The organism is Flavobacterium glycines (genome assembly GCF_900100165.1).
In the GTDB taxonomy this organism is placed as follows: domain Bacteria; phylum Bacteroidota; class Bacteroidia; order Flavobacteriales; family Flavobacteriaceae; genus Flavobacterium; species Flavobacterium glycines.
In genome coordinates, this window is sequence record NZ_FNEO01000003.1 from 102,906 (window position 1) to 124,896 (window position 21,991).

Sequence of the window (21,991 nt, forward strand, 5' to 3'; positions counted from 1 at the left end):
GTTTTCTAAACCTTGGTTTTAAAATCAAAAACTATTTAAACTCAAAAATTTTATCCATCAACAGCCATTTTTCAACAGGTTTAGCTCCGGGAAGAGCTTGTTGAAACTTCCACATTAGATCCTCCCATTCCTGAACTTTTGGGTTTGACGCGTCTAATTTTGATTTTTCTTCAAAAGAAAAATGAGTATCAGCTTCAATAATCATAAACAAACGATCCTGAATATTATAAATCTCAAGATTTTTAATTCCTGACTCTTTAATACTTTCAAGTATCTCCGGCCAAACATTTTGATGAAATCTTTTATATTCTTCAATTAAATCTGAATCATTTTTTAAATCTAAAGCAAGGCAATATTTTTTCATTTCTTATTTTATTATACTAAGTTCAAAGTAACTCAGGTTTGTTATTTTTTGATTTCAAAATTTACATACTTAATGTATTTTCGGTTGTAGGTATAAACCACATGAATTTGGCCATTCATTGTTTGAATAATTGCCGGATAACTGAATTCTCCTTCTTTTTGATTTTCAAGATCAAACAACTTTTTCCATTTTATACCATCATTGGAATATTCTACATCCAAAACATTACGTCCGTAAAACCAATCTTTTCCTTGTGGTAATGGATTATTTACCAATAAAAAAGATTGATTAGTTATTTGCAAAGCATCAATTCCGGAATTAGAATTAACAACTTCTGTCATTTCTGCATTTGTCCAGGTTTTTCCGTAATCATAAGACCAACTTGTGATTAACTTATTATGTTTGCTTCTGAAAAATAATTGCAAACTTTTATTGGAATGGACAAGAATTGTTGGCTGAATGATATCATATCTTTTATCATTTGGAATAGTAATTTTAGACCAGGAATCCGTGCTTTCATTATACATTTCAACATGCGCTCTCCATTCATTACTAGAAACACTTTCGGTACTACTACCACATAAAATAATTCCGGGACTTACTTGAATAGCTTTATTTCTTATTGGTCCTAAGAATCCATCCGGCAAATATTTAGTTGCAGTCCAGGTACTTCCGTTATCAACAGAGGTAATCATTGCTCCCAACCATTCTCTTGGATTTTTTCCAACTTTATAAAAAAGGTATAATTTTTTAGTCTTTTTACTTTTAAATAAAACCGGATTCCAGCACGGCAAAGTATCTCCTTTTATTATTGCAGGTTTTACAACTAATTGAGGCGAAGTCCAAATACCTTCTTTTAATTTGGATGTATAAATACCCACATCCTTTGCTCCTTCATAACTTCCGCCAAACCATGAAGCCATAATTTCATTTGGCAGATATTCAACTAAAGTAGCTGCATGGCTATTTGTTGTTACTGGTGGATTTGCAATATATGATGTTGTAATATGTTTCGCTTCAGATTTTACTGGTAATGATTTACACGAATAAGTTAAAAAAACAATCGTGAATCCAATACCGTATTTTATCAATTTTGAGTTCATCCAAACATCTGTTTATTAATATCTATGTTGTTTATTTTTTACCAAGACCTAATTTATGACCTGCTACTGCATAATACAAAATGATGATATAACAAGGCAACAAAATCCAATATCCTTTAGTTGCAGCTGTAGCAGTCGCTAAAGCCTCATTCATACCCTGAGCCATCAAATCTACTTTTTTAGCATCAACTAAGTTTCCATACAAAGGAGGAATAATCGCTCCACCAGATATTGCCATAATTAATAATGCTGAAGCTGTTTTAGTAAACTTGCCAAGACCTTTTAATGTTAAAGGCCAAACAGCCGGCCAAACCAAAGCATTTGCCATTCCTAAAGCAGCCACAAACAACACCGAAGTAAATCCTGAAGTGAAAACGATACAAAATGATAAAACTATTCCTAAAACAGCACTAACTTTTAAAGCCAATGTTTGTGAAATATATTTAGGAATTAATATAGCACCTAAAGCATAAGTAGCTACCATTGCCATCAAAGTAAAAGTGGTAAAAAACTTAGCATCGGCAACAGGAATGCCTAATGAAATTCCATAAGCAATAATGGTATCTCCAGCTATCACTTCTACTCCCACATACATAAAAAGGGTTAAGACTCCCAACCATAAATGTGGAAATTGAAAAATACTGGTTTTTGTTGTAGCAGCATCATTGGATTCTTTTATTGGTTCTGCTTCTACATCAGGAAGTGGTGCTTTTCTTATCAGAAATCCCAAAATAAATAAAACAGCAGCCATAACAAGGTAAGGCATTACAACACTATCTGCCATTATATTTAACAATTCTGCTTTTTCTGTTGCACTAACCACGCTTAACTGCTCTTTGATTTCATCAATTCCTGATAACAATAATGCTCCAAAAATCAGAGAACCTAAAGATCCGGCAATTTTATTAGCAATTCCCATAATTGAGATTCTTTTTGCCGCACTATCAATTGGTCCTAAAATAGTAATGTACGGATTAGAAGCGGTTTGCAACAAGGTCATTCCTGCTCCTTGAATAAAAATTCCTGTCAAAAACATCCAATACGTTCTTGCTTCGGCAGCAGGAATAAAAACCAAAGCTCCTATTCCCATGATAAACAAACCTAAGGACATTCCTTTCTTATAACCTATTTTTGATAATATCAGTGAAGCTGGTAAAGCCATGACCACAAACGAAATATAAGAAGCTGAAGCTACTAAAAGCGATTGTGCCGATGTTAATTCGTTTATCGTTTTCATAAACGGAATTAAGGCTCCGTTAATCCAGGTAACAAATCCGAAGATAAAAAAGAGACAAGCGATAATTAAAATAGGCAGTAATGTATTATTACTTGTTTTTGGCAAAGACATGGTATTTGTATTCATAATTCAATTTTTACTATTTGATTTTTCACTAACGAATCAAATCAACTATATTTTTAATTTTATCATAATCGGAATGAACAATACTATTTTCATTAAAAAAAACACTACTGTTCATTGGAATTTTTCCTTCATCTTTTAGATATTCTATTTTGGAAGCTGAACAATGAATTTCCTTAAATCCTGCTTCTTTAAAAGTTAAAACATTTTCAGAATTAATCCCTCCACCTGGAAAAATTAGTAACTTGTTTTGGGCTTTTATTTCTAATTCTTTAAGAAGCACTATTCCTTCTTGTGCAGAACTCTTTTTTCCTGAAGTCAAAATTCGGTTAGCACCAATAGCGATAAGTTGTTCAACTGCATCTGAAGAATTTTCTATCCAGTCAAAAGCTCTGTGAAAAGTAAAAGATAATGGTTTTGACAATTCAATTAATTCTTGCGTTCTGATAACATCAATAGTATTATCGGCTTTCAAAACGCCTGAAACAATTCCCTGACAACCCAATTTTTTACACAGCTTAATGTCTGTTTTTATAATTTCAAACTCTTCTTCTGAATATGTAAAATTTCCACTACGCGGCCGTATCAAAACATGTACAGGAATGGAAAGATTTTCTATCACTTTTTTTATCAAACCGTAAGAAGGTGTAATTCCTCCCAATGCTAACTCAGAGCAGAGTTCAATGCGATTTGCACCGGCATTTTGAGCATTTATAGCCGATTGATAAGAGGAAGCACAAATTTCAAGAAGCATATACTAACTTTTAAAAGGTTCTAATGATTTGCGAAACTTATAATCCACACACACTTAGAAAAAATAAAAGGAGAATTACTTCTCCTTTTATTCTAATTATTAAATGAAAGAGACTAAAAATTATCTCAAAAAAGAATTAATTAACGTCCCACCAAAGTTTAGTGCTTCCTTTATCAGCACCACCTAACAATTGAACTGCTGCATTTACCGCATCACCATTAGTACTATATTCATTAGGTAAATAAGTTATACGTTTCATAACTCCTTTTCCAATTGTAGCGTCCTCAGTTGTAAGCAGAGGATACAAAATATTAGCATCAGTTCTACGTAAATCAGACCACGCTTCCCATGATTCAGGAAAAAGACCTAAATATTTTTGAATTGCAATTTGTTTCTTTTGATTTGCTACAGTTCCTGACCATGCAACTGGTACATTCACAGGTGGTGTAGAATCAGTATACAAACTTCCAAATGTAGGTACAGCACCAGTAGTAGTTCCTGCAATATAGGCAGTTATTTGGCTTTCATCAGTTACACCCCATTGTTGTAAAGACAAACGAATACCATCTTCATATAATGCTTTCGCTGTTCCTCCCATACTCCAACCTTTCAAAACACCTTCAGCACGATTAAAATCTGTCTCAGAAGCCATCATTACTTCTATGTTTTTTGTAGCATTATCTGAAAATGTTGTTACCTGATTAGTTCCACTAAAATCTTTACTTTGCCATGGAATTGTTGCTCCCATCCCATTTGGTAAACCAACAAACTGACCTTTATATGTAGAAGTATTATCTAATACAGGACTAAACCATTTTGCCATTCTAGGATCATTATATCCTTTAAGCATACTTTCCATATCAGCAGTCATATAAAATCCCCAATATTTCATAATATCTACAAAATTATTATATGTATCTGAAGTAACTTTATAATATGCATTATCACTGTTTGAAACCATAACACCAGCACTTACAGCTGCTTCTGCTTGAGTTTTAGCTTTTGCAGCATCTATGTCTGAAATTCTCAAAGCTAAACGCAATCTTAATGAATTTCCAAATTTTCTCCATTGTTCAATATTTCCACTATACAAGGCATCATAGTCTTTAAATACCCCAACAGTCGTTGCGGAACTCGCACCTAATGTAGTATTTGCAGCATCTAATAATTTAAAAAAATCAGTATACATTGCCTCTTGAGAATCATAAGCCACTGATTTACCTCCTATACCTGCCTGAGTATATGGAATTGGTCCCCACTCATCCGTAAATCTGTGAAACATATATACTTTCCAGATATCTAAAACAGCTAATGCTTCCGCATTTCCTTCAGCTGCTTTATACGTATTTAACAATGAAGGTACTGCCAAAGTATAAAATCGTAACCAACCTCTGCTTCTCCATCCATCATTAACACCATTTGCATCTGTAGCTGCTGCCCATCCCGGAGCCATATAATGTGCAAACATCATAGAGTGTAAAGCCGTTGCTAATCCATAAGTTCCATAATCATCTCCCGGTAAACTCCATGAAGCATTACCAATTCCTTTATATAAAGCATTTGCAAATGCCGGACCGGCCATTGTTGCATTCAATTGATCAGAGGTAAGTGTATTTGGATTTGTATTTACTTCATTAAAATCCGAAGTACAACCCGTTATCTGAAACAAGAAAGCTATCGCTAAAAATTTAACTATATTATTTTTCATAATTTATTTTTTAAAAGTTGAATTTTACATTAAATCCAAAATCTCTAGTACTTGGAATATTATAAGATTCTATTCCCTGAAGGTTTCCAACACTTACTCCTTGTTCAGGATCAAAATATTTTGCTTTATTAACAAAGAAGAATAAATTTCTACCTACAATAGAGAAATTAACTCCTGTAAATGGTGATTTCTTCAAAATTTCACTTGGTAAAGAATAACCTAAAACTACTTCTCTCAATCTGATATTCGTTGCATCAAAAACAAAATCTTCAGCTGATTTTGGATCTCTGCTTGCTACTTGTGACCAATAGTTTTCTGCAGTAATTGAAGTTGTATTAGTAGAATAGGTACCATCACCATTATCATTAACACCATTAACTACAAAACCGTCTCTTCCAGCCAAAGTAATTGTACTTGCTCCTGCACCTGCCATTCTTGCCTGAGAATACGAAATAGTTTTTCCTCCCATACGGAAATCAATTAAGAAACTCAAACTAAAATCTTTATATTTAAATGTATTTTGTAAACCTGCAGTCCAGTCCGGATTAAAATTCCCGGCAAGAACATCAAAACCTGATGTAAACTCCGGTAATCCAGTTGTTGCATTAACAATTATTTCTCCAGCACCATTACGTTTGAAACCACGAATATATAAATCTCCATATCCACCACCTTTTTTCACAATTGTTTGCGCTAATCTTTCGTACCCCGTAGATAAATTTAATTCATCCTGACCTTCAGCCAGACTTAAAACTTTAGTTCTGTAGGTTGCAAAGTTTGCTGTTGCATCCCATGAAAAATTAGGTTGGTCAACAATTTTAGCATTCAAAACTAATTCAATTCCTTTATTCTGAATTTTTCCTCCGTTAATTACTTGTTTAGAATATCCTGAAGATTCAGGTAAATTAATTGTGAAAATTTGATCCTTAGTATCCGTTTGGAACCAAGTAAAATCTAAACCAATTCTATTATTGAAAAATCTTGTATTTAAACCAAATTCTGTTGAACTTGAAATTTCAGGTTTAAGATTAGGATTATTTTTTAAAGTTGATGCTTGAACTACACCTCCGTTGAAACCATAAAAATACAATTGATTAGCTAACAGATAAGGATCAGTATCATTTCCAACTTGTGCAAACGATCCTCTAACTTTTAAGAAAGACAACCAGTCTGATTTAATATCTAACATATCTGTAACAATTCCTGATAAACCAACAGATGGATAAAAGAAAGATCTGTTATTAACAGGTAAAGTAGAAGACCAATCATTACGTGCAGTAACATCTAAAAACAAATAGTCTTTATATCCTAGTTGAGCTGAACCATACAAAGAGTTCACTTTTTTATGACTAAATTCAGGTGTTACTGTAGTGTTTTGTAAATTAGTTAATGTAAAATAGTTTCTTTTAGTTAAGGTACCTCCACTACTTAAAGAAGTATTTTTTTGATTTCTGGCATTACCACCAAAATTTGCATTCAATTTAAAATCACCCAATTCTTTTTTATATGACAAAAGAAAATCTGTATTCATTTCTAAATTGTCTCCAATTGATTCAGAGTAACTACCAAAATCCTGATTTAGGATAGCAACAGCAGCATAACGAGAGACTTTAGATTTATTTGTAGCCTGATCTAAACCAGTTCTAACCATCAAACTTAACTCCTTTGTAAAATCATAGCTCAATGAAGCGAAAGTAATAATTCTACTTCTTTCATCAGTTCTTAGGTTTCTTTTTGCTAACCAAAAAGGATTTGCCCCCAAAGTACTCAAAGTATTTGCATCGATATAATTATATCTTATTTGACCTGCATCATCAATATATTGATAATCTTTATATTGACTGTAAGGTAAACTTCTTGGCATAGTATAAAGTGCCTCTCCTATTGAACCTTCTCCAGCACTTATTGCATTATCTACTTTTTGATTGATGTAATTAGTTTTAACATCCAATTTTAATTTGTCTGTTAAACTGCTAGTCAAACGTAAATTTACATTATGCCTTTCAAGTTCATTTCCTATAACAATCCCTTTTGCATCAGTATTAGTATATGAAAAATAACCTTGCGTTTTTTCATTCCCCATAGATGCAGTTAAATTTTTAGACCAGTTGTAACCTGTTTTGAAAAAATCTAAGGAATTATTTGGTTGAGGAGTCAATGCATAAGTAGCCGGACCATCATAATTAGGATTATGATTTAATTGCCAGGCTGCAACTGACTGACCTTCCATTTTTGGTCCCCAACTAGTTTTAGATAAAGCATTATAAACTCCGCCAGCACCTTGTCCATAAACATTTTGTTGATTTAACAAATTATAAGCACTTGATGCCATAAAATTTGATGAAACCGAAATTTGAGCTTTTCCTTTTTTGGAACCACTTTTAGTAGTAATAACGATAACCCCATTACTAGCTCGAGAACCGTATAAAGCAGCAGCAGAAGGGCCTTTCAATACTGTTATCGTATCTATATCATCAGGATTAATGTTTGAAATTCCATCAAAACTTGTAGTTCCTCCGATATCTGTAGCTGGTGAAGTTACAGTATTATCCATAGGAACTCCATCAATAACATATAAAGGTTGATTGTTTCCTGTGAGAGAACGATTTCCCCTTAATGTAATTCTGGAAGAACTCCCCACTCCACTTCCTGTAGTTGAAAAGTTAAGTCCCGCTACTTTTCCAGAAAGTGAGTTTGCAACGTTCAAAGATCTTGCTTCCGAAAGTTCTTTTGTTGACACTGTCTGTGCCGAATAAGTCAACGACTTTTTTTCTCTTTTAATACCTAAAGCTGTTACAACAACCTCATTAAGTTTTTGGGAATCTTCAGTTAAAGAAATTGTAATAGTACCAGCTCCATTAAGAACTACTTCTTTTGTAGTATACCCCATAAATGAGACTACCAAAGTAGCAGTCTTATTAGGAACTTTAATTGTAAAATTTCCATCCAAATCTGATGAAGCACCAGCGTTAGGAAATCCTTTTACAATAACACTCGCACCAGGCAGTCCTATCCCGTTTGCAGCATCTGTAATTTTACCTGAAACTGTTGTATTTTGTGCTTTTGCATTGTGAAACATAAACAGGCAAAATACAAGCAGTAGTTTTAATACTTTTTGAATCATAATTTTGTTTTTGAGTTAGTAAATTTGTTTCAATTAGTTAACCTTGAGTTAATACTTAGTTAAATGTAAAGAGAAAGATTCATTTGCTTTTCATAATTTCGACCAATGACAAATTTAAAAAGGTGTTGGTCAAATTCGGGTATTATTTTCATTAAAAAACTTATTTTACTACATATTTACTAAAGATTTTAACACGATTACATGTATTATTAAATTATCAATTACACCTAAAATCAATATATCTTTCAACTTAAATATTAAAACAAAATCTATTTCTCAAAAAAACTAAAATAATCTTAAAACAAAAGAGGTTGTTTACAAAATAGTAAAACAACCTCTTTTTTATTAGTGTAATTTAATAAATAACCAAAAAACTAAATTACACTCCCAACCTAACCAATTTTTAAAAGTGATAACGCTTAAATGCCTCAATTGCAGCATAATCAGCTAATCCTAAATCATTATATTTTTTTGCCGTAGCTCTGTTTCTATCTTCAGCACGAACCCAAAACTCTCTGCTATCATCTCCCTGAAACATAACTCCGTCTTTTTGAGATTGATGATAAAAAATAGCATGTCGCTTTTTTAATACCTGATCCGGACTCATAGGAACCGCCATTTCAATTTGATAAGATTCCCATTCGTGCCAGGCTCCGCGATACAACCAAACCCAACAATCATCCATATAACTGTTGTGCTTCAATTGTTTTAATGCTTCAAACAAACTATCCAAACACACTTTATGAGTTCCATGCGGATCAGCCAAATCTCCTGCTGCATAAATTTGATGCGGTTTTATTTCATCAATAAGTTCACACATGATTTTAATATCAACCGCTGTAAGATTTCCTTTTTTTACTGTTCCTGTTTCGTAGAATGGTAAATTAAGAAAGTGAACATTAGAATCAGGAACTCCTAAATATCGCGTTGCTGCCAGTGATTCACTTCTTCTAATTAACCCTTTTAACTTTCTAACTTCGATAGAATCGATATCATTCTTTCCTTTATTTTTCAGAAAATTAATAATGTCATTTGACTCATTTGATTCTGAATTTAAAACCGAAGAAACTTCCGCAAACTTCAACGCTTCCTCATTTGAAACTGCAATATTACCGGAAGTTTGATAAGCAACATGAACCTCATGTCCCTGCTCAACTAATCTATCAAAAGTTCCTCCCATTGAAATTACATCATCATCCGGATGAGGACTAAAAATAATAACTCTCTTTTTAGCCGGATTAGAACGTTCTGGTCGATAAGTATCATCTGCAAATGGTTTTCCACCTGGCCATCCTGTAATGGTATGCTGCAAATGATTGAACATTTTTATATTCAAATTATATGCAGTTCCTTCCTCTGCCAATAAGCCTGACATACCGTTATCATTATAATCTTTATCAGTTAATTTCAAAATAGGTTTACTGGTTAATTCACTTAACCACACTACAGCTTTTAACTTTAATTCGTCAGTCCAAACACATGATTTAACTAACCACGGCGTTTTTACTCTGGTCAATTCTGAAGAGGCTTCAGTATCTAAAACAAAAGTGGTATTATTATGTTCTTGCAAATAAGTAGCTGGTACCTGAGATGACATTTCGCCTTCAATAGCTTCTTTCAATATATCTGCTTTACTAATACCCCAAGCTAATAATACAATTCTCTTAGCATTCCTAACAGTTCCAATTCCCATAGTAATTGCTTTTCTGGGCACATTATCAATACCTAAAAATGCAGGAGCAGCATCTACTCTGGTCAGATGATCTAAAGTAATACTTCTTGTACCTGAATTGATATGAGAACCTGGTTCATTAAAACCAATATGCCCTGTTCTTCCAATTCCTAAAAGCTGAAAATCTAATCCTCCATAAGAAATTATTTTCATCTCATAATCAATACAATATTGTTGTAATTCTTCAGGACTTACAGTACCATTGGGAATATTAATATTTTCGGGAAGAATATCTACATGGTTAAAAAGATGTTCATGCATAAAATGATGATAACTCTGAATATTATTCTTATCCATAGGATAATATTCATCTAAGTTAAATGTTACCACATTTTTAAAACTCAAATTCTCCTCCTTGTGCATTCTTACAAGTTCTTCGTACACCTTTATAGGAGAAGATCCCGTTGCTAATCCTAACACACATGGCTCATTTAATCCTTCTTTTCTATGAATTAAATTGGCTATTTCATGAGCAACCAATATTGAGGCTTCTTTTGATGACTCGAAAATAACATTATGAATTTTTTCGAAACGTGTTTCTTCAAACTTTCCAGCTTCTCTGTAACTAATACCTTCTTTAAACATAACCATTTTTTTATTTATAACATAAAATTACTATTTCATACAGGCCTGAAATTATAAATTCGACTAACAACAAGCCTACTTCGGCAAAAGACATTTTTTTTTGCTTTTATAGTTTATTTTAATCAAATTTTGATCTCTTTGTCATTCAACAATACTAATCTCTCCAATTGTAATTATCTTAAAATCAGCTACTACAGATTTAGCAACAAAACGCAAATACTTTGTTTTCAAAGAATTAAAAACCTTAACTTGTTCTATTGGATTATTCTTAATATTTGAAAATTCACCTTCTGATTGTTTTGTCCAGTTCACTCCGTCTGTACTGCTATACAATTCATAATTTGAAATTAAACCAGGATTTTCAACCGCTTGATTTGGAGTATAAGTGAATCCTTTAATACTGATTAGATTACCTAAATCAATTACTACTTCTTGCGGATGCTGACTAAGATCAGCTCCAAAACTCCAGCTTGAATCGGGATTACCATCTATTATCCTGTTAGCTGTATTGATATCGCCGCTGGAAACAGAAACAATTTTCCAATTTTCTTTTGAAACCCCATATTTAGCAATCCTAACAGCACTACTGATTCCTTCTTCATTTATCGAAACAGCATTTATTTCGACAGCTTTATCATACTTAAATGGAACTGTATATTTTGTACTGGACAAAGTAGGTTTTGAACCATCGAGCGTATAATAAATGTGATTTCCTGTTTCTGCTTCCATTGTAATCATACCCAATTTATCCCTTTTCACCATTGGCATTCGAACAAATGTTGGCGCATTAAAAGCCTGAATATTAGAAATCATAATACTTGCTTTAGAGTCCGTAATATTGACTCTAAGTGCTGTGGCCGTAACTCGAGGTATTCTCAATATTCTTTTGTAACCTATAGTTGTTTCATTGGCAATAGTTTGCCATTTACCATCCACTTTGGCCTCCACTGTAAAAGCTTTAACCCGTTGCCCTAGTCTTATATACTCCTGAAGCAATATTCTATTAAAAGCAGTTGGTTTTCTGAATGTAAAGAGTACCGAAGCTTTAGTTATATTATCATCTGTAGCCCAATAACTTTCTTTATTTCCATCAATAGTATTTTTAGGAGCATAACTATTATTATTTGCTCTAAAATTATCAGCTGTAACCTTAGCATTAGACAAAACTTCCGTTTTAAAATCAGCTTTAATTACTACTGAATATTCTTTTAATCTTTGGATATCATTTTCATGTATTAATCCTCTTCTATCCGGAGGAATATTCAATAAAAACGTTGCATTTCGTCCAACTGATTTATAATAAAAATCAACCATTTCGTCTAATGTATGCACTTTATCATCTTCTGATGTATGATAAAACCACCCTGGTCTAATCGAAACATCAGCCTCGCCAGGCACCCATTTTTCCCCATCTTCATGTCCTGACATATATTCTGTATAATGTACTTTTCCGGCTAAATCATCTTTTTGACGCAAAAGAGACCAATTAGTTGTATTAGCATAACCTTCTTCATTGCCTATCCATCTCGCTTCTGAAGGTCCAATTCCCCAAACCAGAGTATTAGGAGCTAAACTATAAATTAGTTTATAGGTTTCATCCCAGTTGTAATATTCCAAAGTATTTATTTTTCTCGTTTCATTTGCTCCTCCGTAATACCCATCTCCACCATTAGCACCATCAAACCACATTTCAAAAACATCTCCATAATTAGTGAGCAATTCTTTTAACTGATTTCTGAAATAAGTAATGTATTCCGGCTTACCGTATTGTGGATGATTTCTATCCCAAGGAGAAAGATACAATCCTAATTTCAGATTGTACTCTTTACAAGCTTCAGCCAGCTCTTTTACTACATCACCTTTTCCATTTTTCCATGGTGAGTTTTTAACCGAACGTTCAGTATAAACAGACGGCCATAAACAAAAACCATCATGATGTTTAGCTACCAATATAATTCCTTTCATTCCGGCTTCTTTAGCAATACGCGCCCATTGTCTTGCATCTAAAGCTGTTGGATTAAATAATTGAGGCGATTCATTTCCATACCCCCATTCTTTATTGGTAAATGTGTTTAGTGAAAAATGAATAAATGCATAAGACTCCATTTCATGCCACTTCATTTGTTTTTCAGAAGGAAGAGGACCATAAGCTTGTGGCGGATGAACTATTTTCTGACTGTAAACAGGAAAAAATGCAGTTAAAAAACTAAATAACAGAACCAGTTTTTTCATTACAATTACAATGTATTTAAGGTGAAGCCAATCATTTGTAATATAAAATTATAGCATTATAATTCCGAATTGATATATTTTCGACCAATGACGTTTTTAATACTATTTAGGTAAATAATACCCCTTAAATGAAAGAAAGAATTAATGCTCGTTACTAAAAAAACAATTCTAATTAAACATATCTTTGTTCCCTTTTAAATAAATTCAAAACACAGCATGATGGTTAATGAGAATTTTATTTTTTGTCTTGAAGGCGTTCCTGACGTAGAAACCAATATTACTACTGAAGTACTTAAAAATTTAGAACATCTGGCTTTTGAAAATAAAATCTCCAGTATTTATAAAAGCTGCGACACAATAGAAGGACTTGAAGAGAGTCTGGGAGCTTTGTTGTACGATGATCATAATTTCAAAGATTACCAAATTATCTATTTGGTAATGCCTGGACAGGAAAACAATATTTGTCTACACGATTATTACTACAGCTTAGAAGAAATAGCTGAATTATTTGAAGGCAAACTAAAAGGAAAAATCATTCATTTTGCTAATGAGAAAGTATTGGATTTAACTTCGGAAGAAGCGCAGTACTTTCTTGATATCACTGGCGCAAGAGCCATTTCAGGTTACGGAATCAAAAACCAAAAAATAAGCAGTATTCATCTGGATAAATTCTTTTTTAATTTATGCGATGAATTAGATGATATTATTGAAATAGTAGAAGAATTACATCAAAAAAACTATGCTCTTTGTAAATTTCTTGATTTCAGATTGTATTACTAAATCTTACTATTTTATAAATTCGACAAACTTTAATAACTTCGAAAAGCTTAAATATAATGGGATACTATAAATTCTTATTTTCTGTTTAATCTTTAGACGCACATAATATTAACACTAATGAAAAAATACTATTTACATAACGGTGTCGAAAGCAGCGGTCCTTTTGACCTGACCGAATTAGAAATGAAACAAATTACAGCAACTACTCCGGTATGGTTTTCAGGAATGCCGGATTGGAAAACGGCTGCAGAAATAGACGAACTACAAATACTCTTAAAAGTTAGTCCGCCTCCATTTAAATCACTTCCGACAGAATTGGAACCGGAACCAAAAGAAAAAGTAAAAAAAACAAAACTTATGGGACTTCATAAGAATACATTTTATTTGGTTTTACTATTTGTATCATTAATTATTGGAAGTTTTGTTTTAAATATTTTAGAAGAAAACAGAAAAGCGGAATTAAGTAAAATAAACCACCAAACTGAAATTGAAAACAGACAATTTTTACTAAAAGAGAGAGAAATTAAGGAACAAAATGAACGTTTAGCCGAACAACAAAGACAAGAAGCAGAACGTATTGCCCGAGAAAGAAAGGATACAATAAACAAAAGACTTTCTGAAATAAAAATTGAGAAAATAGAAAATCAAACGCTTTTAGATGAAGCTAAAAACAAATTGCTCAAAGCCAACAATTTTCAATTTTTTAGAACTGCTGATGAAAAAAGTAAAGAAATAAATGTGTTACAAACTGAAATTTCACACCTTAAAAGCGAACTGGAAATATTAGAAAATGAGCAAAATCAACTGAATTTAGAGCTGGAAAGAACACACTAGAAAGCAACTAAAGTTTCTTACTTAATCTAAAACAAAATGGAAAATCGTTATTCATTAGTTATAAGTCCGCCTGAAACGATTATTGATTTGGTAAAAATCATGAAAAACGAATTAGCGCATGAGATAGGCTGGTTTCACAGCAAAAATTCATTGGCACATATTACAATTAATGAGTTCATGGCTAATGAAAATGAAATCGAAAGTATTAAGAAACAATTAGATACTATCTGTGAAAGTCTAAAGCCAGTTTTTGTATGCTTAAACAGCTTTGACCACTATCCTAATGGTGCTTTTTTCATTGCTCCGGATACTGTTTCAAAAATTGCTTTGAAACAAATCATGAAACACATCAACCAATCTTTTCCAATAAAAACAATCTTTAAAAACAACGAACCACATTTATCCATTGCCCGTAAATTAACTTCTGAGAATATATCCAAAAGCTACCGCTTATTTTCCAAACCAATTGATTTGAAATTTGAATGCAAGAGCATTGCACTTCGGTTGTTTAATCCTAAAATAAAGCAATTTGAAATAATTGCCTATTTCGAATTGAGGAATAACCCAAAACCTACATTTGAGCAGGGAACTCTTTTTTAGTTTTATCAAAACTAAAAAACATTAAATATTTTTTGATAAAATCAAAAATCGTAATTTTAAGATACGAAATAACCTCAATACTAAATCAGTCTAAAAAAGCAATAAATAGATGCAATTGAGGCAATAACGAAGAGCTTAAACAATAACATATGACCGATAAACAACAATAAATATCAACATATGAAAAAGCATTTCAACATTATCATAGCGGGAGCAGGCGGAATAGCAGAAGCAGCGGGTTTGATTCTAGCTGAATGGAGCGAAGTTACTCCTTCTCTATTTATTGGAAACAGAACGCTCGCTAAAGCACAATCTGTAGCTAATTGGATTAAGGAAGGAACGACAAAACAGTGTGCTGTAGAACCTTTTCTACTTCCTGAAGAAGAATTGACTGAGGAAATGAAAATAATTTTCGACGAAGCCGACATTATTTTGGATTGTTTACCGGGAAATCAGGCTCCAAGAATAGCAAAACTGGCTCAGGAATTTCATTTGCATTATGCAAATCTTACCGAATACGTTGCCGAAACCGAAGAAATTATTGCTTTTGCAAAAGATGCTAAAACGGGTTTTATACTACAAACAGGAATTGCACCGGGTTATATTGATGTACTTGCTAACTACTTATTTCAACAATTTTGTATTGACTTCAATGTAAATACAGCAGATAAATTAGAATTTAAAGTAGGTGCATTGACTAAAAATGCAGTAGCTCCGCATTATTATGGTTTTACCTGGAGTCCTATTGGTGTTGCTACCGAATACCTGAAAAATGTAATAACTATAAGGAACTTTAATAAAACCGAACTCCCAGCCTTATCCGAAAAAACTACAATAATTCTCAACGGAGTTACTTATGAAGCCGATTTGACTTCAGGAGGTGCTGCCGATTTACCAGATACCTTGACTGGAAAAGTACGGGATTTGGATTACAAAACCTTACGCTTCCCGGGTCACTATGATTGGATTCAAAATCAAATAGCAACGATTGGTAACTCAGAAAATAGAATTACAGAATTGCAAAAGATTATGGAAAAAGAAATTCCTCTCTTTGAAGATGACCAAATCATATTGTTCGCTGCTGTGGAAGGTAAAGATATTAAAGGAATTTTGAGAAGACGTGAAATCACCAAATGTATTCTTCCACTAAAAGTTGGAAACCATCAATTACGTGCTATTCAAACCACAACTGCAGCTTCTTTAGTACAATCAGCTCAATTATTACTTGAACAAAATTTAAAAGGAGTTATTCTTCAAAGTCAAATTGAATCAAACTCTTTTTTGAACGGAAATTTCATCGTTCCTGTTTACGGGAAAATAGAATAGCACCTAAAATTTTCGCTGAAAAAAAGAACACAGATTTAAGAAATTTGAAAAATAAAAACAGATTTTCTAAAATTTTTATCTGATAAAATTTCTTAAATCTGTGTTCCCAAATACTACTTCAAATCCCTATTAGAAGATTGTCTAATTATCAATTCCGGTTCCAGAATGATTCGGTTAATCGTTTTTTTCTTAGGATTTTTCATTCGCTCCAGAAAAGCTTCAGCAGTTAATTTTCCTATTTGGTCACTATGCTGATTTACTGTCGAAATTGATGGTTGGGTAAGCGAAGTAAAAGGCTCGTCACTAAAACCGATTAAAGCGATTTCCTCAGGAACTTTGATATTATTTTCTAAAAGTACCTGCAAAGCACCCAAAGCCGCAATATCTCCCGCCACATAAACTGCATCAGGTCTTTCCGACGAATCCAATAATTGCTGCATAATTCGGCGTCCGTCTTCCAAGCGTAAATTACTTTCGATAATCCAATTTTCTTTACTTTCTAAATTCCATTTTTCAAGCGCATCTTTATAGCCACGAATACGCTCTTTATAAATTCGAATATGCTTAAATCCTGCGATATGAGCAATGCGATTGCAATTTTGTGAAACCAAATGATCAACAACTAAATGGCTACTTTTATAATCGTCAATTCCCACATAATCCACATTCAATTCCTCTTCACCTCTGTCAAATAGTACCAATTCCGTTTTGGATTTTATTTTTTGATAATATTCTAAATTGGTCGTTTCATTCGCCATCGAAGCAATAATCCCGTCGACCTGAATTTTTAACAAAGTATCAATTTCCTGGCATTCTTTGACATACAATTCATTCGATTGTGTCATAATGATATTGTAACCATTGAGGTTAAGTACTTTTTCGATATTTTCCACTACCGAAGAAAAAAAATGACTGTTTACGCGAGGAATAATAACACCAACCAAATTACTCTTCCCTTTACGCAAAGCACTCGACAAATAATTGGGCTGATAATCCAATTGAATTGCAGCTTCTTTCACCGCAATTTTAGTCTTTTCACTTATTCTGGGATGATTATTCAATGCTTTAGAAACCGCCGAAGGTGTTAAACCCAATACGGCAGCAATATCTTTTATCGTGGATTTTTTTTTATTCTCCAATTAGTTTTTATATTTGTTCAATCGATTGAACAAAAATAGGATTTTAAACGAAAAGCACAATACATTTTTAGTTGTGTTTTTTTATTTCAAAAACTGTTCAAACGTTGGAACAAATAAAATAATCAAGAAAATGAAATACATTGTTTGCGAAAAACCGGGTGAATTTATTCTAAAAGAAAAAGAAGCACCTGTTAGAAAAGAAAATGAAGCCTTATTACAAATCAACAAGGTTGGAATCTGCGGAACCGATTTACACGCTTATGGCGGAAATCAGGCTTTCTTTAGCTATCCTAGAATCTTAGGACACGAATTAGCTTCGACAGTTCTTGAAATTGGAGACAATCCTAGAGGAATTAAAGCCGGAGATAATGTGGTTATTATGCCTTATGTAAGCTGCGGGACTTGTATCGCTTGCCGAAACGGAAAAACCAACTGCTGTACCAATATCAAAGTTTTAGGTGTTCATACTGACGGCGGAATGCAGGAACAAATTACGGTTCCTACTTCTATCCTATTGCCTGCTAACAATTTATCTGATGACCAAATGGCTATTGTAGAGCCATTGGCAATTGGAGCTCACGCTATCCGCAGAGCTGCCATTGTTCCGGGAGAAACTGTTGCAGTTGTAGGTTGCGGCCCTATTGGAATTGGGATTATGAAACTGGCTCAAATTGCCGGTGCTAAAGTAATTGCGATTGATATGAATGAGCAACGTTTGGCTTACGCCAAAGAAAAAATAGGTGTAGATTACACCGTAAAAGCAGGTGAAAACACAGTTGAAGAAATTACAAAAATTACCAATGGTGATTTGTGTACAGCTGTTTTTGACGCTTCAGGACACAAAGGTGCTTTAGAAACTTGTCCTAACTATATGTCCCACGGTGGTCGTTTTGTTTTGGTTGGTTTATCTAAAGGAGAAATGACTTATAGCCACCCTGCCATTCATGCTAAAGAAATGACTTTGATGTGCAGCCGAAATGCTACAACGGAAGATTTCGAACATGTAATCAGTATTTTAGACCAATTTCCAACGGAATCCTACATTAGCCACAATGTTCCTTATACTGAAATGATTGCCAATTTTGACAGCTGGTTAAATCCTGCAACAGGAGTTATCAAAGCTACAGTAGATTTTAAATTAAAATAATCATGGTAATAGATTCGCATCAGCATTTTTGGATATACGAAACCGAAAAACACGCCTGGATAGACGATGACATGAAAGTGATTCGTAAAAATTTTCTGCCTGAGGATTTAAGAATTGTATATCAGGAGAACAACGTTGATGGTTGCGTGGCTGTTCAGGCTGACCAAACATTAGCAGAAACGGATTTTCTTTTAGATTTAGCCGAGAAAAACGACTTTATCAAAGGAATTGTGGGCTGGGTCGATTTAAGAGCTGCTAATATTGACGAAGTTTTAAATCAATACATTGCATTTCCAAAACTAAAAGGTTTCAGACATGTGGTTCAGGGAGAAGCCGATCATAACTTTATGTTACGTCCTGATTTCCTAAACGGAATTGCAGAATTGGAAAAACACAATTTCACTTATGACATTCTTATTTTTCCGCACCAATTAGGAGCGGCTTTAGAATTAGTACGACGTTTTCCAAATCAAAAATTCGTAATTGATCACATTGCGAAACCCTACATAAAAGACGGATTTTATGACGGTTGGGCTTCTTTAATGAAAGCGATTAGTGAATATCCAAATATCTATTGCAAACTTTCAGGAATGACCACCGAAGCCGATTACAACAACTGGACTTCGGAACAAATCGAACCTTATATGGAATTGGTTTTGGAAGCTTTTGGAACAAACAGAATCTTGTTTGGTTCTGATTGGCCGGTATGTCTGGTAGCAGGAAATTATACAAAAACAAAAGAATTAGTAACCAATTTTATTGCAAAATTAAGCTCAGAAGAGCAAGCCGCTATCATGGGAGGGAATGCAATTAAATTTTATAACTTATAAATTATGGATTTAGGATTAAAAGGAAAAGTAGTCGTTATTACGGGTGCTGCAGGAATCAAAGGAAGTATTGGAGAAACTATCCTTCAACATTTGGCAGCCGAAGGTGCTATTCCGGCTGTTATTGACAGAAACGACAGAGGTTTTGGATATGTTGAGGAATTACAAAAAAAAGGAATTGATGCTTTATTTTGTAAAACAGATGTAACTAATCCTGTAGAAATTGAAAATGCCGTTGCTAAAATTGCCGAAAAATATGGTCGTATTGATGCTTTAATCAACAACGTAGGAGTAAATGACGGAGCTGGTTTAGATGCTTCTTACGAGGAATTCATGAATTCTTTGAAATTAAATATGGTAAGTTATTTTGTAACTGTAAAAAGTGCACTTCCTTACTTAAAAGCGTCTAAAGGTCCAATTTTAAATATTGGTTCCAAAGTAGGATTAACAGGACAAGGTGGAACTTCAGGATATGCAGCTGCCAAAGGTGGAGTTCTGGGATTAACCCGCGAATGGGCTGTGGATTTAATTAAATATTCAATTCGTGTAAATGCAATTATCATTGCCGAAAGTTGGACTCCTGCTTATGATACCTGGATTAAAACATTGGAAAACGGAGAAGAAAAATTACAATCTATTGTAAAGAAAATTCCTTTAGAAAACCGTATGACTACTCCGGACGAAATTGCAGATACTTGTTTGTTTACCATTTCTGAAAGATCTTCTCATACTACAGGACAATTTATTTTCTGTGACGGAGGTTATGTTCATTTAGACCGAGCATTACTAACAGAATAAACGGTTAGTACTTAAATAAAAAATCCGTCCCGATAGTTATCTGGACGGATTTTTTCGTTTCAAATACTTTATAATTTACTGATATAACTTCCGTAAATATCTTTAAACTGGTAGCCATCAGCAATTCGATCTTTGCTTAGTTTTCGATATTCTACTAAACCCCACAGAATAAATTCTTTTACAAAAAACTTATCTTCTTTGGCAAAATCCGGTTGGTATTCTTTTAGCAAAATTTCCAATGGCACCACTGCCGCTAAAATATTTTGGTATTCTTCATCAGAACAATCATCCAATAATTCGAAACCACTTTCGGCAAAAAACCATTCTATCAAATCCGAATAAGCTGTTTTTTCATTTGGCTTTTCCAATTTTTCAATTTTTGGAAAATAATTAGGGAATAAAGTTTTAACTGCTTCTGCAATTAAACGTTCAGCAACCGCAGCAGCTCCCTCCTGCTCTCCTTCATAAACCAATTCCACTTTTCCCGTAATAGCTGGAATAATTCCCATAAAATCTGACAATCGCAAAGTAGTTTTATCGACACCAGCTTTTAAAGTGCGACGTTCGGCTGTACTTAGCAAATTCTCATAAGCGGTAATACTCATTCTGGCACTTACCCCGCTTTTATGATCGATAAATTCGCTTTCTCTGGCCTCAAAACTAATTTGTTCTAATAAATCTTTGGCTAATGAAGGCACATAAACTGCTTCACTTTGAATAGTATCTAACTTAGCTTCCTGTTCCGTAATTTTTCTGGCAATCTCAAGGGTTTCCGGATAATGAGTCAAAATCTGAGAACCTATCCTGTCTTTCAACGGCGTTACAATACTTCCGCGATTCGTATAATCTTCCGGATTTGCTGTAAATACAAATTGCATATCAAGTGGCATTCGCACCTTAAATCCGCGAATCTGAATATCACCTTCCTGCAAAATATTAAATAAAGCAACCTGAATTCGGGCTTGCAAATCCGGTAATTCGTTTATCACAAAAATACATCGATTGGCACGCGGAATCATCCCAAAATGAATCACGCGATCATCAGCATAAGACAATTTTAAATTAGCCGCTTTTATAGGATCAACATCACCTATCAAATCGGCAACAGTTACATCAGGAGTGGCAAGTTTTTCAAAAAAACGCTCACTTCTGTGCAACCAGGAAATAGGCGTTTCATCTCCTTTATCTATAATTAAATCTTTAGCAAAACGCGAAATAGGATTTAATGGATCATCGTTTATTTCAGAACCGCTCACATACGGAATGTATTCATCAAGTAATTCGACCATTTTACGGGCCAATCGGGTTTTGGCCTGACCGCGAAGTCCCAATAAATTGATGTTATGTCGCGAAAGAATAGCCCGTTCCAACTCAGGAATTACAGTGTTTTCAAAACCATGAACTCCTTCAAATGTGGGAACTCCCAATTTAATTTTTTCTCTCAAATTGTTACGCAATTCGTCTTTTATGCTTTTACTTTTATAGCCGAAAGCTTTTAATTCACCTAAAGTATTAATAGTTTCTATTTTCATATTTAAAATTTAAAGATTGAAACATTGAATAATTTAAAAATATATT

The 21,991-nt window shown here is 33.5% G+C and carries 17 protein-coding genes; 7 read left to right on the forward strand and 10 right to left on the reverse strand.

The window, feature by feature from the left end; all coding sequences use genetic code 11:
• Positions 1-31: 31 nt before the first annotated feature.
• From BLR17_RS10210 to BLR17_RS10245, 8 genes are all read right to left on the reverse strand, one after another.
• Entirely contained in the window at positions 32-364 is a 333-nt protein-coding gene (locus tag BLR17_RS10210) for an L-rhamnose mutarotase (RefSeq protein ID WP_066323735.1), read from the reverse strand.
• A gap of 41 nt (positions 365-405) precedes the next feature.
• Positions 406-1,467, reverse strand: a complete 1,062-nt coding sequence (locus BLR17_RS10215) for a sialidase family protein (RefSeq protein ID WP_066323733.1) — start codon at positions 1,465-1,467, stop codon at positions 406-408.
• A gap of 31 nt (positions 1,468-1,498) precedes the next feature.
• Positions 1,499-2,830 (reverse strand): sugar MFS transporter, encoded by a 1,332-nt coding sequence (locus BLR17_RS10220; protein WP_245683133.1) that lies wholly within the window; start codon positions 2,828-2,830, stop codon positions 1,499-1,501.
• A 28-nt stretch (positions 2,831-2,858) separates the two neighbouring features.
• Positions 2,859-3,581: a copper homeostasis protein CutC gene (locus BLR17_RS10225; protein ID WP_066323731.1), complete on the reverse strand. Its 723-nt coding sequence runs from the start codon at positions 3,579-3,581 to the stop codon at positions 2,859-2,861.
• 136 nt (positions 3,582-3,717) lie between these two features.
• Positions 3,718-5,289, reverse strand: a complete 1,572-nt coding sequence (locus BLR17_RS10230) for a SusD/RagB family nutrient-binding outer membrane lipoprotein (RefSeq protein ID WP_066323728.1) — start codon at positions 5,287-5,289, stop codon at positions 3,718-3,720.
• A 10-nt stretch (positions 5,290-5,299) separates the two neighbouring features.
• Positions 5,300-8,413: a SusC/RagA family TonB-linked outer membrane protein gene (locus tag BLR17_RS10235; RefSeq protein WP_066323725.1), complete on the reverse strand. Its 3,114-nt coding sequence runs from the start codon at positions 8,411-8,413 to the stop codon at positions 5,300-5,302.
• Between the two features lie 403 nt (positions 8,414-8,816).
• A complete protein-coding gene (gene nagB, locus BLR17_RS10240) occupies positions 8,817-10,730 on the reverse strand; it encodes a glucosamine-6-phosphate deaminase (protein ID WP_066323957.1) in 1,914 nt (637 codons plus the stop codon).
• Positions 10,731-10,871: 141 nt separating this feature from the next.
• Entirely contained in the window at positions 10,872-12,962 is a 2,091-nt protein-coding gene (locus tag BLR17_RS10245; RefSeq protein ID WP_066323723.1) for an alpha-L-fucosidase, read from the reverse strand.
• Positions 12,963-13,181: 219 nt separating this feature from the next.
• On the opposite strand from BLR17_RS10245, the gene BLR17_RS10250 reads away from it, so the two are divergent.
• The 4 genes from BLR17_RS10250 to BLR17_RS10265 all read left to right on the forward strand — a co-directional run bounded on the left by BLR17_RS10250 (position 13,182) and on the right by BLR17_RS10265 (position 16,502).
• Positions 13,182-13,742, forward strand: coding sequence for a DUF6642 family protein (locus BLR17_RS10250; protein ID WP_066323954.1), 561 nt, complete (start codon positions 13,182-13,184; stop codon positions 13,740-13,742).
• Between the two features lie 117 nt (positions 13,743-13,859).
• Complete coding sequence (locus tag BLR17_RS10255) at positions 13,860-14,576, forward strand: GYF domain-containing protein (protein ID WP_066323722.1); 717 nt, start codon at positions 13,860-13,862, stop codon at positions 14,574-14,576.
• 36 nt (positions 14,577-14,612) lie between these two features.
• Entirely contained in the window at positions 14,613-15,176 is a 564-nt protein-coding gene (locus BLR17_RS10260; RefSeq protein WP_066323717.1) for a 2'-5' RNA ligase family protein, read from the forward strand.
• Positions 15,177-15,356: 180 nt separating this feature from the next.
• Positions 15,357-16,502 (forward strand): saccharopine dehydrogenase family protein, encoded by a 1,146-nt coding sequence (locus tag BLR17_RS10265; protein WP_066323714.1) that lies wholly within the window; start codon positions 15,357-15,359, stop codon positions 16,500-16,502.
• Between the two features lie 113 nt (positions 16,503-16,615).
• Here the strand turns inward: BLR17_RS10265 and BLR17_RS10270 are convergent, their stop codons facing one another.
• Positions 16,616-17,641, reverse strand: a complete 1,026-nt coding sequence (locus BLR17_RS10270) for a LacI family DNA-binding transcriptional regulator (protein ID WP_066323713.1) — start codon at positions 17,639-17,641, stop codon at positions 16,616-16,618.
• Between the two features lie 130 nt (positions 17,642-17,771).
• Between BLR17_RS10270 and BLR17_RS10275 the strand changes: the two genes are divergently transcribed.
• The 3 genes from BLR17_RS10275 to BLR17_RS10285 are packed head-to-tail and all read left to right on the forward strand — an operon-like array spanning position 17,772 to position 20,413.
• Positions 17,772-18,788, forward strand: coding sequence for a zinc-binding alcohol dehydrogenase family protein (locus BLR17_RS10275; RefSeq protein WP_066323952.1), 1,017 nt, complete (start codon positions 17,772-17,774; stop codon positions 18,786-18,788).
• 2 nt (positions 18,789-18,790) lie between these two features.
• A complete protein-coding gene (locus BLR17_RS10280; protein WP_066323710.1) occupies positions 18,791-19,618 on the forward strand; it encodes an amidohydrolase family protein in 828 nt (275 codons plus the stop codon).
• Positions 19,619-19,621: 3 nt separating this feature from the next.
• Positions 19,622-20,413: an SDR family oxidoreductase gene (locus tag BLR17_RS10285; RefSeq protein WP_066323708.1), complete on the forward strand. Its 792-nt coding sequence runs from the start codon at positions 19,622-19,624 to the stop codon at positions 20,411-20,413.
• 68 nt (positions 20,414-20,481) lie between these two features.
• Here the strand turns inward: BLR17_RS10285 and BLR17_RS10290 are convergent, their stop codons facing one another.
• Positions 20,482-21,945 carry an AAA family ATPase gene (locus BLR17_RS10290; protein WP_066323705.1) on the reverse strand — a complete coding sequence of 488 codons (1,464 nt, stop codon included), beginning with the start codon at positions 21,943-21,945 and terminating at the stop codon, positions 20,482-20,484.
• Between the last annotated feature and the right edge of the window lie 46 nt (positions 21,946-21,991).

Bases quoted from the DNA above. Each gene is read 5' to 3' on its own strand.
- BLR17_RS10230 (WP_066323728.1), bottom strand. From the start codon at position 5,289: ATGAAAAATAATATAGTTAAATTTTTAGCGATAGCTTTCTTGTTTCAG.
- BLR17_RS10225 (WP_066323731.1), bottom strand. From the start codon at position 3,581: ATGCTTCTTGAAATTTGTGCTTCCTCTTATCAATCGGCTATAAATGCT.
- nagB (WP_066323957.1), bottom strand. From the start codon at position 10,730: ATGTTTAAAGAAGGTATTAGTTACAGAGAAGCTGGAAAGTTTGAAGAA.
- BLR17_RS10250 (WP_066323954.1), top strand. From the start codon at position 13,182: ATGGTTAATGAGAATTTTATTTTTTGTCTTGAAGGCGTTCCTGACGTA.
- BLR17_RS10255 (WP_066323722.1), top strand. From the start codon at position 13,860: ATGAAAAAATACTATTTACATAACGGTGTCGAAAGCAGCGGTCCTTTT.
- BLR17_RS10235 (WP_066323725.1), bottom strand. From the start codon at position 8,413: ATGATTCAAAAAGTATTAAAACTACTGCTTGTATTTTGCCTGTTTATG.
- BLR17_RS10285 (WP_066323708.1), top strand. From the start codon at position 19,622: ATGGATTTAGGATTAAAAGGAAAAGTAGTCGTTATTACGGGTGCTGCA.
- BLR17_RS10220 (WP_245683133.1), bottom strand. From the start codon at position 2,830: ATGAATACAAATACCATGTCTTTGCCAAAAACAAGTAATAATACATTA.
- BLR17_RS10210 (WP_066323735.1), bottom strand. From the start codon at position 364: ATGAAAAAATATTGCCTTGCTTTAGATTTAAAAAATGATTCAGATTTA.
- BLR17_RS10280 (WP_066323710.1), top strand. From the start codon at position 18,791: ATGGTAATAGATTCGCATCAGCATTTTTGGATATACGAAACCGAAAAA.
- BLR17_RS10215 (WP_066323733.1), bottom strand. From the start codon at position 1,467: ATGAACTCAAAATTGATAAAATACGGTATTGGATTCACGATTGTTTTT.
- BLR17_RS10275 (WP_066323952.1), top strand. From the start codon at position 17,772: ATGAAATACATTGTTTGCGAAAAACCGGGTGAATTTATTCTAAAAGAA.
- BLR17_RS10290 (WP_066323705.1), bottom strand. From the start codon at position 21,945: ATGAAAATAGAAACTATTAATACTTTAGGTGAATTAAAAGCTTTCGGC.
- BLR17_RS10265 (WP_066323714.1), top strand. From the start codon at position 15,357: ATGAAAAAGCATTTCAACATTATCATAGCGGGAGCAGGCGGAATAGCA.
- BLR17_RS10260 (WP_066323717.1), top strand. From the start codon at position 14,613: ATGGAAAATCGTTATTCATTAGTTATAAGTCCGCCTGAAACGATTATT.
- BLR17_RS10245 (WP_066323723.1), bottom strand. From the start codon at position 12,962: ATGAAAAAACTGGTTCTGTTATTTAGTTTTTTAACTGCATTTTTTCCT.